General features: G+C 60.5%; 10 protein-coding genes. 4 read left to right on the forward strand and 6 right to left on the reverse strand.

Going from position 1 to position 12,583, the window contains the following annotated elements:
- Positions 1-99 precede the first annotated feature (99 nt).
- The 6 genes from era to lptF form a co-directional block, all read right to left on the reverse strand.
- Complete coding sequence (gene era, locus HU755_RS05540; RefSeq protein ID WP_016771562.1) at positions 100-1,002, reverse strand: GTPase Era; 903 nt, start codon at positions 1,000-1,002, stop codon at positions 100-102.
- Complete coding sequence (rnc, locus tag HU755_RS05545) at positions 995-1,684, reverse strand: ribonuclease III (protein ID WP_024011703.1); 690 nt, start codon at positions 1,682-1,684, stop codon at positions 995-997. Before rnc ends, era begins: the two co-directional genes overlap by 8 nt.
- Positions 1,685-1,853: 169 nt before the next feature.
- Positions 1,854-2,708 (reverse strand): signal peptidase I, encoded by an 855-nt coding sequence (gene lepB, locus HU755_RS05550; RefSeq protein ID WP_186551277.1) that lies wholly within the window; start codon positions 2,706-2,708, stop codon positions 1,854-1,856.
- 9 nt (positions 2,709-2,717) lie between these two features.
- On the reverse strand, positions 2,718-4,514 hold the full coding sequence (gene lepA, locus HU755_RS05555; protein ID WP_186551278.1) for a translation elongation factor 4: 1,797 nt from the start codon (positions 4,512-4,514) through the stop codon (positions 2,718-2,720).
- A 172-nt stretch (positions 4,515-4,686) separates the two neighbouring features.
- Positions 4,687-5,748, reverse strand: a complete 1,062-nt coding sequence (gene lptG / locus HU755_RS05560) for an LPS export ABC transporter permease LptG (protein ID WP_186630867.1) — start codon at positions 5,746-5,748, stop codon at positions 4,687-4,689.
- Positions 5,741-6,862 carry an LPS export ABC transporter permease LptF gene (gene lptF, locus HU755_RS05565; protein ID WP_186630868.1) on the reverse strand — a complete coding sequence of 374 codons (1,122 nt, stop codon included), beginning with the start codon at positions 6,860-6,862 and terminating at the stop codon, positions 5,741-5,743. The genes lptG and lptF overlap by 8 nt, the downstream gene beginning before the upstream one ends.
- Before the next feature lie 307 nt (positions 6,863-7,169).
- Here lptF and HU755_RS05570 point away from each other — a divergent pair, with 307 nt between their 5' ends.
- The 4 genes from HU755_RS05570 to HU755_RS05585 all read left to right on the forward strand — a co-directional run bounded on the left by HU755_RS05570 (position 7,170) and on the right by HU755_RS05585 (position 12,579).
- Entirely contained in the window at positions 7,170-8,660 is a 1,491-nt protein-coding gene (locus HU755_RS05570) for a leucyl aminopeptidase (protein WP_186630869.1), read from the forward strand.
- 56 nt (positions 8,661-8,716) lie between these two features.
- Positions 8,717-9,145 carry a DNA polymerase III subunit chi gene (locus tag HU755_RS05575; protein ID WP_186630870.1) on the forward strand — a complete coding sequence of 143 codons (429 nt, stop codon included), beginning with the start codon at positions 8,717-8,719 and terminating at the stop codon, positions 9,143-9,145.
- 8 nt (positions 9,146-9,153) lie between these two features.
- Entirely contained in the window at positions 9,154-9,534 is a 381-nt protein-coding gene (locus HU755_RS05580) for a DNA polymerase III subunit chi (RefSeq protein ID WP_186630871.1), read from the forward strand.
- Positions 9,535-9,732: 198 nt separating this feature from the next.
- On the forward strand, positions 9,733-12,579 hold the full coding sequence (locus HU755_RS05585; RefSeq protein WP_186618775.1) for a valine--tRNA ligase: 2,847 nt from the start codon (positions 9,733-9,735) through the stop codon (positions 12,577-12,579).
- Positions 12,580-12,583: the final 4 nt, after the last annotated feature.

A 12,583-nucleotide genomic window follows, 5' to 3' on the forward strand; every position in this document is an offset into this window, starting at 1 on the left:
GGCGGAGTATCAGTCGAAAAATGTATCGACTGATACTCCGCCTTCGCGAGCAAGCCCGCTCCCACAGGGGTTCTCTGGTGTATGAGAAAACCGGGACTGTTACAGGTCGCCGTAACCCAGCGAACGCAGCGCGCGCTCGTCATCGGACCAGCCGCCCTTCACCTTGACCCACAGGTTGAGCATGATCTTGGAGTCGAACAGCAGCTCCATGTCCTTGCGCGCTTCGGTGCCGATGCGCTTGATGCGCTCGCCCTTGTCGCCAATGATGATTTTCTTCTGGCCGTCACGCTCGACGAGAATCAAGGCATGGATGTGCAAGGTCTTGCCCTGCTGCTTGAACTCTTCGATCTCGACGGTGATCTGGTATGGCAGCTCGGCGCCCATCTGGCGCATGATTTTTTCGCGGACCAGTTCGGCGGCGAGGAAACGGCTGCTGCGGTCAGTAATCTGGTCTTCCGGGAAGAAATGATCGTTCTCCGGCAGATGGTCGGCGATGACCTTTTCCAGCGCCTCGAGGTTATGCCCGTGCTGCGCGGAAATCGGAATGATCTGCGCGTTTGGCAGTTGTTCCTGCAACCAGCTCAGGTGCGGCATCAGCTCGGCTTTGTCTTCGATGCGGTCGGTCTTGTTCAGCGCGACGATCAGCGGACCGGTGACGTACTGCACACGCTCGAGGACCATCTGGTCTTCGTCGGTCCACTTGGTGCGGTCAACGACAAAAATCACCACGTCGACGTCTTTCAACGCCGCCGAAGCGGTTTTGTTCATGTAACGGTTGAGGGCCTTTTCGCCGCCCTTGTGCATGCCGGGAGTGTCGACGTAGATCGCCTGCACGTCGCCCTCGGTCTTGATGCCCAGCATGTTGTGGCGGGTGGTCTGCGGCTTGCGCGAGGTGATCGCCAGCTTCTGGCCGAGAATATGGTTGAGCAGCGTCGACTTGCCGACGTTGGGACGGCCGACGATGGCAACGTAGCCACAGCGAGTTGCGTTTGTATCAGTCATTGCCATTCTCCACGCCCAGGGCAATCAGTGCTGCGGCGGCCGCTACCTGTTCGGCAATACGACGGCTCACACCCTGACCTCGGCTTTTTTCGTTCAATAGGACCACTTCGCACTCGACGAAGAAGGTTCGGCAGTGCGGCTCGCCCTGGATATCCACCACTTCGTAGCGCGGCAGCTCGCAGCCGCGCGATTGCAGGTGTTCCTGCAAGCGGGTCTTCGGATCCTTGTTGGTGTCGACCAGCGTCAGGCCTTCGAACTCGCCGGCCAGCCAGGCCAGTACGCGCTCGCGAGCGACGTCCATGCCGGCGTCGAGGTAGATTGCACCGATCAAGGCTTCAAGGGCATCGGCCAGGATCGATTCGCGACGAAAACCGCCGCTCTTCAGTTCGCCAGAACCGAGGCGCAAGTAATCGCCGAGGTCAAAACCGCGAGCCAGCACGGCCAGCGTCTCACCTTTCACCAGGCGTGCGCGCAAACGCGACAATTGGCCTTCGCGGGCCAGCGGGAAGCGATCGAACAGCGCCTCGCCAGCGACGAAGTTGAGGATGGCATCACCGAGGAATTCCAGGCGCTCGTTGTTGCGCCCGGCAAAACTGCGGTGGGTGAGGGCCAGCAGCATCAGCTCCTGATCCTTGAAGGTGTAACCGAGCTGGCGCTCGAGACGGCTTAGAGAAACGCTCACGGTTTACCCACGCTGAGTTCGTGGCTGGATTCCACTGCCATCGCCGGGATACGGCGCAGGCCTGGGACAATTAACGCTGTGTTCAAAAATGAGATCCTGGCGATTGCGAAGCCGCTTGTGCCGGCTCCAGAAATGCATTCGGCGCTGTGGTCAACAGCGCCGTGTGTAATTACTTGATCAGGCCGACCCGCGAGAAATTCGGCAGGTGGCTGAGTTTCGGCTCCGGCCAGCTCATCCAGACCGCGAAGGCCTTGCCGACGATATTGCGGTCGGGAACCATGCCCAGCAGATCCTTGGGAATGTTCGGATCATCCCAGTAGCGACTGTCATTCGAATTGTCGCGGTTGTCGCCCATCATGAAGTAGTGCCCGGCAGGCACTGTCCACGAGCGATCCGGCGTGGCGCGGTAGCGGCTCATTTCCTTGCGGATCAGGTGCTCGGCTGCGCCAAGTTTTTCCTTGTACAGTTCTGCACTGCCCAGGGTGCCCGGCTCGGCGCCGACCATTTTCTCGGCAATCGATTCGCCATTGACGAACAGACGCTTGTCGGCGGTGTAACGCACGGTGTCGCCCGGCAGGCCGACCACACGCTTGATGTAGTTGACGTTCGGGTCGCTCGGGTAGCGGAACACCATGACATCGCCGCGCTGCGGATCACCGACGTCGATGATCTTCTTGTCGATCACCGGCAGGCGAATCCCGTAGGAAAACTTGTTCACCAGAATGAAGTCGCCAACGTCCAGGGTCGGCTTCATCGAGCCGGACGGAATCTGGAACGGTTCCACCAGGAACGAACGCAGGACCAGTACGATGAACAACACCGGAAAGAACGACTTGCCGTATTCAACCAGCAGCGGCTCTTTGTTCAGTTTCTCGACGACCACGGCTTCCGGCTGGCTGACACTGCCTTGATAGGAGGCAATGGCAGCACGCCGACGCGGCGCCAGGAACAGCAGATCGAGCAACGCCAACAGGCCGCAGACGAACACGGCGATGACCAGCAACAGCGGGAAATTTAGCGACATAGGACCTGATTATTCCAACCTGAGCACGGCGAGGAAGGCTTCCTGTGGAATTTCCACGTTGCCGACCTGTTTCATGCGTTTCTTACCGGCCTTCTGCTTCTCGAGCAGTTTCTTCTTACGACTGACGTCACCGCCGTAGCATTTGGCCAATACGTTCTTTCTGAGCGCCTTGACGGTTGTCCGGGCGACGATCTGACCACCGATGGCGGCCTGAATCGCCACGTCGAACATCTGACGAGGAATCAGTTCTTTCATCTTCTCGGTCAACTGGCGACCTTTGAAGTGCGAGTTGTCACGGTGCACGATCAACGCCAGGGCATCGACCTTGTCGCCGTTGATCAGCACGTCCAGTTTCACCAGATTAGCCGATTGGTAACGATCGAAATGGTAATCCAGCGAAGCATAGCCGCGGCTGGTGGATTTGAGACGGTCGAAGAAGTCCAGGACCACTTCGTTCATCGGCAGGTCATAGGTCACCTGGACCTGATTGCCGAGGAACAGCATGTCGACCTGAACACCGCGCTTCTCGATGCACAGGGTGATGACGTTGCCCAGGTGTTCTTGCGGCACAAGGATATTGGCGCGCACGATGGGCTCACGCATGTCCTCGATGGCCGAGACATCCGGTAGCTTCGACGGGTTGTCAACGTAAATCGTTTCACCGGTTTTCAGCACCAGCTCGAAAATTACCGTCGGCGCGGTGGTGATCAGGTCCAGGTCGTACTCGCGCTCGAGGCGCTCCTGGATGATTTCCATGTGCAGCATGCCGAGGAAGCCGCAACGGAAGCCGAAGCCCAGGGCGTCGGAGCTTTCCGGGGTGTACTGCAGCGACGAGTCGTTCAGGGTCAGCTTCTGCAGAGCTTCGCGGAAATCCTCGAAATCGTCGGAGCTGACCGGGAACAGACCGGCGTAAACCTGTGGCTGAATGCGTTTGAAACCCGGCAGCACCGGAACGTCTGGCGTGGAGCTCAGAGTCAGGGTGTCACCGACCGGCGCACCGTGGATGTCCTTGATGCTGGCGATGATGAAGCCCACTTCGCCGGCCTTGAGATCGACGGTGGCGGTGTGTTTCGGGTTGAACACACCAACGCTGTCGACCAGATGGATCTTGCCGGTGGACTTGACCAGAATCTTGTCGCCCTTCTTCACCCGGCCGTGACGGACACGCACCAGGGAGACAACGCCCAGGTAGTTGTCGAACCAGGAGTCGATGATCAACGCTTGCAGCGGATCTTCGATGTTGCCGGTCGGCGCAGGAATGGTATGGACAAGACGCTCGAGCACTTCGTCGACACCCAGGCCGGTCTTGGCACTGCAGGTGACGGCGTCGGTGGCATCAATGCCGATGATTTTCTCGATTTCGTCTTTTACGCGATCAGGATCGGCCTGCGGCAGGTCGATCTTGTTCAGCACCGGCATGACTTCAAGGCCCTGCTCGATGGCGGTGTAGCAGTTGGCCACGGACTGGGCTTCTACGCCCTGCCCCGCATCGACCACCAGCAAGGCACCTTCGCACGCCGCCAGGGAACGGCTGACTTCGTAGGTGAAGTCGACGTGGCCGGGGGTGTCAATGAAGTTCAGCTGGTAGGTGATGCCGTCGCGGGCTTTGTAATAGAGGGTAACGCTGTGGGCCTTGATGGTGATCCCGCGTTCACGCTCAAGATCCATGGAATCCAGTACCTGGGCTTCCATTTCACGCTCGGCCAGGCCGCCGCACATCTGGATGAAACGGTCAGCCAGCGTCGACTTGCCATGGTCAATGTGGGCGATGATGGAGAAATTGCGGATATGACTCAAATCACTCACGGATCAACACTCAAAAAGGCTGCAGGCTTGGCCCGCCGAAAAATAGCCGGGAATTGTACCTGATACACGGCGCAAGCGTCACGTTCGCCTGTCACCCGGATGACATGCAAAAACGCCCCGATCGGTCGATCGAGGCGTTCTCAAAGTTACAGCACAGGCAAAAATACGCCCATCAGCCGGCTCTTTTAAGCAGCCATGCACCTGCCAGCGCACAGACCCCGGCCGGTACCAGCACCGCGAACAGCGGCGAGAAACCGAACACCAGACTCGACGGACCGAGCAAGTCCTGGACGATGCGGAAGGTAAAGCCCACCAGCACGCCGGTAAAGACACGCTGACCGAGGGTCACCGAACGCAGCGGGCCGAAGATGAAAGAGATCGCCATCAGCACCAGCGCGGCAGTCACCAGCGGTTGCAACACCTTGACCCAAAATGCCAGCCAGTAACGCCCGTTGCTCAGGCCCTGCTCGGCCAGATAGTGGATGTAGCCCCACAGTCCGCTGATCGACAGCGATTCCGGTGCCATCACCACGGTGCTGAGCAATTGCGGACTCAACGCTACGTCCCAGCGCTCGGTCGGCGTGTTTACCACTTCAGTGCTGCGATCTTTGAACAACGTGGTCGAAACTTCGCTGAGCTGCCAATGATCGCCGTCGAACTCCGCCTTCTTGGCGAAGCTGGAACTGAGCAGATGGCGCTCCTTGTCGAAGTGATAGCGCGTCACGCCATACAGCAGGCCGTTCGGCTGCACCGCGTTGATGTGGATGAATTCCTCCCCCTGGCGGTGCCACATACCGTGTTTGGCACTCTGCGCGTCGCCGCTGCCCTGTGCCAGCGAGCGATTGGCCTGGGCCATGCTCTCGGTGGCCGGGGCGACGTACTCGCCAATCAGGACGCCGGCGAGCATCAGCACCAGCATGGGCTTCATGACAGCCCAGACGATCCGGCCGATGGACACGCCCGCGGCGCGCATGACGGTCAGTTCGCTGCTGCTGGCCAGGCTGCCGAGGCCGATCAGGCAGCCGATCAGCGCCGCCATCGGCAACATTTCGTAGAGACGGCGTGGCGCGGTCAGCAGGACGAAGCCAAGCACATCGACCAGGGTGTAGGTATCGCTGACGTCACCCATTTCATCAATGAAAGCGAACAGGGTCGCCAGGCCGAGGATGATCGCCAGCACGGCGATGATCGCCATGAACACGCTGCTGCCGATGTAACGGTCGAGTTTAACCACGAGCCACCTCCAGCGCAGCGGCACGGCGACTGGCCATTTTCAGGCGCAGCGGCTCCCAATAGAGCAAGCCCAGACCGATCAACAGGAAAATCCCGTGCACCCACCACAGCCCCAGGGCCGGCGGGATCTTGCCTTTTTCGAGGGCGCCGCGCGCGGCAATCAGGATCGTCAGATAAGCCATATAAAGAAGAATCGCCGGCAGCAGCTTGAGGAAACGCCCCTGGCGCGGATTCACCCGTGCCAGCGGCACGGCCATCAGGGTCACGATAAACACCAGCAGCGGCAGGGACAGGCGCCATTGCAGTTCGGTTCTGGAACGAATGTCATCACTGCCCAGCAAACTCGAGGTCGGCATCGCGTCGCGGTCAGTCACCTCTTCGCTGACGTCCGGCTTGGGCAGCAGCACGCCGTAGGTTTCGTAATGAATGGCGCGGTAGTCGGCCTGCCCCGGGCTGCCGTCATAGCGGTAGCCGTTATCGAGAATCAGGTAGCGATTGCCGTCGGGGCGGATTTCCTGACGACCCTTTTCGGCCACCAGCACGGAAATCCCACGGTCCTTCTGATCGGCGCCGAGGTTCTTCTGCGAGATGAACACGTTGCCCAGATTGACGCGATCGTCGCTCAGGGATTCGGTATAGGTCACACGCGTACCGTCACGCAGCGCCTGAAAGCGACCCGGCTCAAGCGTATCGAATTCGGTCAGGGCATCCTGCTTGTTGAGCAACAGCTGGAACTGATTGGCCCCTTGCGGGGCAAGCCCCAGGCTCAGCCATGCCACCACCAGCGCGACCAGGGTCGCCGGAAACAGGGTGATGCGAAACAGCTTCTGCTGGCTCATGCCCGTGGCCGAAAGCACGGTCATCTCGCTTTCCAGGTACAGGCGACCGTAGGCCAGCAGGATGCCGAGGAACAGCCCCAGTGGCAGGATCAGCTGCAGAAAACCCGGCAGGCGATAGCCCATGATCAGGAACAGCGAGCCCGGATCCAGCTGGCCGGCAGCGGCCTGGGCCAGGTATTTGATGAAACGACCGCTCATGATGATAACCAGCAGCACGGCACTCACGGCGCTGAGGGTCAACAAGACTTCGCGGGACAGATAGCGGAAGACGATCAAACCAGACACTCCAGGGTTGTCAGGCTAAGGCGGCCAAACAAGCAAACACATCGACCGGCCCGCAACGCAGAGCCGTCGAAAAAGATGCGGCATTATCCTGTGATTGGGTGCGCCTGTCACTGCGCGCACTCATCCATATCTGTAATCCGTTGCAGATCGTACAACCGAGGGTTGTCAGGCGCGGGGAGCGGGGTTCAAACTGCGGCCCTTGTCGCAGGCTTTGGCCTGCGCCTCTTCTCTTTATAAGCAGGCGATTGCGGCCACCGTCGAGCGCCTGCGTGTTGACCATTCATTCAGGGATCCGCACATGGAACTGGTTGTAAAAAGCGTTAGCCCGGAAACGTTGAAAACCGCCACCCTGGTGGTTGCCATCGGCGAAGGCCGTAAACTTGGCGTCGCCGCCAGACTGGTCGACGAACTGAGCGGCGGTGCGATCAGCGCCGTACTCAAGCGTGGCGACCTGGCCGGCAAGGTCGGTCAGAGCCTGTTGTTGCACAGCCTGCCAAGCCTCAAAGCCGAGCGCGTGTTGCTGGTCGGCGTGGGCAAGGACGAAGAACTGGGCGACCGTCCGTTCCGCAAAATCGTTGCCGGCACCCTCGGCACCCTCAAAGGCCTGGGCGGCAGCGACGCCGTACTCGCGCTGGACGAAGTCATCGTCAAAGGGCGCGACAGCTACGGCAAAACCCGTCTGCTGGCCGAAACCCTGCTGGATGGCCAATACACCTTCGATCAATTCAAAAGCCAGAAGGCCGAACCGCGCGCGCTGAAGAAAATCACCCTGCTGACCATCAAGGCTGCACAAGCCGAAGTGCAGCGGGCCGTGAACCACGCCACCGCGATCGCCAACGGCATGGCCTTCACCCGCGACCTGGGCAACCTGCCGCCGAACATCTGCCACCCGACGTTCCTCGGCGAGCAGGCGAAAAACCTCGGTAAAGAGTTCAAGGACCTGAAAGTCGAAGTCCTCGACGAGAAGAAGATCAAAGCGCTGGGCATGGGCTCGTTCTACGCCGTGGGCCAGGGCAGCGCCCAGCCGCCGCGCCTGATCGTCATGCAATATAACGGCGGCAAGAAATCCGAGAAGCCTTACGCACTGGTCGGCAAGGGCATCACCTTCGACACCGGCGGCATCAGCCTGAAGCCGGGCGCCGGCATGGACGAAATGAAGTACGACATGGGCGGCGCTGCCAGCGTGTTCGGCACCCTGCGTGCGGTGCTGGAACTGAAGCTGCCGATCAACCTGGTGTGCATCCTCGCCTGCGCCGAAAACATGCCGAGCGGCAACGCTTCGCGTCCGGGCGACATCGTCACCACCATGAGCGGCCAGACCGTTGAAATTCTCAACACCGACGCCGAAGGCCGTCTGGTGCTGTGCGATGCACTGACTTATTCCGAGCGTTTCAAGCCGCAGGCCGTCATCGATATTGCCACCCTGACCGGCGCATGCGTGGTTGCCTTGGGCGCACACACTTCGGGCCTGCTGGGCAACAACGACGAACTGATCGAGCAACTGCTCAGTGCCGGCAAGGCAGCTGACGACCGCGCCTGGCAACTGCCGCTGTTCGACGAGTATCAAGAACAGTTGGACAGCCCGTTCGCCGACATCGCCAACATTGGCGGGCCGAAGGCCGGCACCATCACTGCGGCATGCTTCCTGTCGCGCTTCACCAAGAACCTCAACTGGGCGCACCTGGACATCGCCGGCACCGCCTGGACCAGCGGCGGCAAGGACAAGGGCGCCACAGGCCGTCCGGTGCCCCTGCTGACCCAGTATCTGCTGGATCGCGCCAAAGCCTGAACCCGCTGACGGGCGGCGTCACTTCAGATGACGCCGCTCGCTGCCCTGGAACCGCAATGACCAAAGTCGACTTCTATATCCTGCCCAGCGCCGACCCTTCGGCTCGCCTGGACTTCGCCTGCAAGCTCACCGAGAAAGCCTGGCGCATGGGCCATCGCATCTACCTGCATTGCAGCGATGCCACCCAGCGTGAGGCGCTTGATGCGCGGCTGTGGACGTTCAAGGGCGAAAGCTTTGTGCCCCACGGCCCGGCCGAGAGTGAACCGGACGGCTTGATTGTCCTGGGACTGGGCGATGACTGCGGTCAGCATCAGGATCTGCTGGTCAATCTCGACCTGAAAGTCCCGGCTTTCGCCAGCAGATTCGCCCGCGTGGCGGAAGTTGTCGTTGAAGATCCGACCATTCGGGCTGCCGCGCGGGAGAGTTTCCGTTTCTACCGCGAACAGGGCTATCCTCTGCAAGACCACCGTTTACAGCGACTCTGAGCATTCCAATGGACACTCCGAAACCGCAGCAAAAGTCCGCACACCTGCTGGACGATCTCGAATCGATCCGTCAGTTGCTCGGCGCTGACAACCTGCAACCGCCGCTCTTGACCGATACGGTCGATGACAGCGAACAGGAACAGATTCCGATGCTGTTCGATCCGGTCGGGGCCGAGCCTCCCGCCGTCGAACCCGCACAGGCGCCCGCACCGACAGCCGCGCCCGCCGACAAAGGCCCGGACGCCCTGCTCCACCTGGACAGCGAACTGCGCGCCGCCGCGCAACTGATCATGCAAGACGTGATCGACGACTTCGCCCCGCACATCGAAACCGAAATCAAACGCCGCCTCGAAGCGCGGATGGAACGGCTGCTCAGCCAGTACGAATAACAACACCTCCAGTGTGGGAGCGGGCTTGCTCGCGAATGCGGTGTGTCTGTCACCGATGTGTCGCCTGGCACACCGCATTCGCGAGCAAGCCCGCTCCCACATTTGAACCGCACGGTCCTCCCCCGCTCGCCCTCGGCCCCATGCCCCGCTATACTTCCCGGCTTTTCCTGAATAAATGCCAATAGGGTCCCGCCGCGCATGGATAAGACCTACCAGCCGCACGCCATTGAAACTTCCTGGTACAAGACCTGGGAGTCCGAGAACTACTTCGCACCGCAAGGCGCGGGCGATTCCTACACGATCATGATCCCGCCGCCGAACGTCACCGGCAGCCTGCACATGGGCCACGGTTTCAACAACGCGATCATGGACGCCCTGATCCGTTTCCGCCGCATGCAGGGGCGCAACACCCTGTGGCAGCCGGGCACCGACCACGCCGGTATCGCCACGCAGATGCTGGTGGAGCGTCAACTCGAAGCCCAGGGCCAGAATCGTCACGACCTCGGTCGCGAGAAATTCCTCGAGAAAGTCTGGGAGTGGAAGGATCAGTCCGGCGGCAACATCAGTCGTCAGATTCGCCGTCTCGGCTCGTCCGTGGACTGGAGCCGCGAGCGCTTCACCATGGACGACGGCCTCTCGGAAGCGGTCAAGGAAGCATTCGTGCGTCTGCACGAAGACGGCCTGATTTATCGCGGCAAGCGCCTGGTCAACTGGGACACCAAGCTGCACACGGCGATTTCCGACCTCGAAGTGGAAAACCACGACGAGAAAGGTTTCCTGTGGAACCTCAAGTACCCGCTGGCCGACGGCGCAAAAACCGCTGAAGGCAATGATTTCCTGATCGTCGCGACCACCCGTCCGGAAACCATGCTCGGCGATTCCGCCGTCGCGGTTAACCCGAACGACGAGCGCTACAAAGCCCTGATCGGCAAATTCGTCGAGCTGCCGCTGGTTGGCCGCCGCATTCCGATCATCGCCGACGATTACTGCGATCCTGAATTCGGCACCGGTTGCGTGAAAATCACCCCGGCCCACGACTTCAACGACTACGAAGTCGGCAAGCGTCACAACCTGCCGCTGCTGAACATCTTCGACAAGAACGCCAACGTGCTGCCTGCGGCACAAGTGTTCAACCTCGACGGTACGCTGAACGACAGCATCGACGGCAAGATCCCGGCCGAATACGCCGGTCTTGAGCGTTTCGAAGCGCGTAAACAGATCGTCGCTGCGTTCGACGCCGCCGGCCTGCTGGTCAGCGTCGACGATCACAACCTGAAAGTGCCGAAAGGCGATCGCTCCGGCACCGTGATCGAGCCGTGGCTGACCGACCAGTGGTACGTGTCGACCAAGCCGTTGGCCGAGCCTGCGATTGCTGCCGTCGAAGACGGCCGTATCCAGTTCGTGCCCAAGCAATACGAAAACATGTACTTCTCGTGGATGCGCGACATCCAGGACTGGTGCATCAGCCGTCAGCTGTGGTGGGGCCACCGGATTCCGGCCTGGTACGACGAGTCGGGCAAGGTCTATGTCGGTCGTGACGAAGCCGAAGTGCGCGCCAAGCACAACCTCGGCCCGGACGTGGCGCTGCAACAGGACAACGACGTCCTCGACACCTGGTTCAGTTCCGGCCTGTGGACATTCTCCACTCTCGGCTGGCCCGAGCAGACCGAATTCCTGAAGAAATTCCACTCCACCGACGTGCTGGTCACCGGTTTCGACATCATTTTCTTCTGGGTTGCCCGGATGATCATGCTGACCATGCACCTGGTGAAGAACGAAGACGGCACGCCGCAGGTACCGTTCAAAACGGTTTATGTGCACGGTCTGGTGCGTGATGGCCAAGGCCAGAAGATGTCCAAGTCCAAGGGCAACGTCCTTGACCCGCTGGACATCATCGACGGCATCGAACTGGAAGCGCTGGTACAGAAACGCACTTCCGGCATGATGCAGCCAAAACTGGCGAAAAAGATCGAGAAGCAGACCCGCGACGAATTCGCCGATGGCATCGCCAGCTACGGTACCGACGCCCTGCGCTTCACCTTCTGCTCGCTGGCCTCGACCGGACGTGACATCAAGTTCGACATGGGCCGCGTCGAAGGCTATCGCAACTTCTGCAACAAGATCTGGAACGCCGCGCGTTACGTTCTGGACAAGGGCGAAGACTGCGGCCAGAACGGCGAAGCCTACGAGCTGTCGCTGGCCGATCGCTGGATCATCTCGCAGCTGCAACGCACCGAAGCCGAAGTGACCCGTCAACTGGACCAGTTCCGTTTCGACCTCGCTGCACAAGCGCTGTACGAGTTCATCTGGAACCAGTACTGCGACTGGTACCTCGAACTGTCCAAGCCTGTGTTGTGGGACGAGAACGCACCGGTTGAGCGTCAGCGTGGCACTCGCCGTACGCTGGTGCGCGTACTGGAAGTGGCGCTGCGTCTGGCGCACCCGTTCATGCCATTCATCACTGAAGAAATCTGGCAGCGTATTGCGCCGCTGGCCGGTATTCAGGGCAAGACGATCATGCTGCAGCCTTGGCCAGTGGCCAATGAAGAGCGCATCGATCCGGCGGCGGAAAACGACATCGAATGGCTCAAGGAACTGATGCTCGGCACGCGCAACATCCGTGGCGAAATGAACATCGGCCCGGGCAAACCACTGCCGATCTACTTGAAGAATGTCAGCGCCGAAGACCAGCGCCGCCTGAGCGAGAACGAAGCGCTGCTGAAAAAGCTGGCGCGTCTGGAATCGATCACCGTGCTGGCGGCAGGCGAAGAAGCACCGCTGTCGGCCACCGCCCTGGTCGGCGAGATGGAAGTGCTGGTGCCGATGGCCGGTCTGATCGACAAGGGCGCAGAACTTGCGCGTCTGGACAAGGAAATCCTGCGTTTGCAGGGCGAAGTTCAGCGCGTGGGCGGCAAGCTGTCCAACGCCGGATTCGTCGACAAGGCTCCGGCCGAAGTCATCGACAAGGAACGCGCCAAACTGGCCGAGGCTGAACAGGCCCTGGGCAAGCTGGCCGAGCAGCATGCGCGGATTGCCAGTCTGTAACGGC

Origin of the sequence: Pseudomonas sp. SWRI111 (assembly GCF_014268555.1) — a bacterium.
GTDB classification, from domain to species: domain Bacteria; phylum Pseudomonadota; class Gammaproteobacteria; order Pseudomonadales; family Pseudomonadaceae; genus Aquipseudomonas; species Aquipseudomonas hamedanensis.

Excerpts from the sequence above, each read along its gene's own strand:
- HU755_RS05585 (WP_186618775.1), top strand. The coding sequence starts at position 9,733 with ATGGATAAGACCTACCAGCCGCACGCCATTGAAACTTCCTGGTACAAG.
- HU755_RS05575 (WP_186630870.1), top strand. The coding sequence starts at position 8,717 with ATGACCAAAGTCGACTTCTATATCCTGCCCAGCGCCGACCCTTCGGCT.
- lepB (WP_186551277.1), bottom strand. The coding sequence starts at position 2,708 with ATGTCGCTAAATTTCCCGCTGTTGCTGGTCATCGCCGTGTTCGTCTGC.
- HU755_RS05570 (WP_186630869.1), top strand. The coding sequence starts at position 7,170 with ATGGAACTGGTTGTAAAAAGCGTTAGCCCGGAAACGTTGAAAACCGCC.
- era (WP_016771562.1), bottom strand. The coding sequence starts at position 1,002 with ATGACTGATACAAACGCAACTCGCTGTGGCTACGTTGCCATCGTCGGC.
- HU755_RS05580 (WP_186630871.1), top strand. The coding sequence starts at position 9,154 with ATGGACACTCCGAAACCGCAGCAAAAGTCCGCACACCTGCTGGACGAT.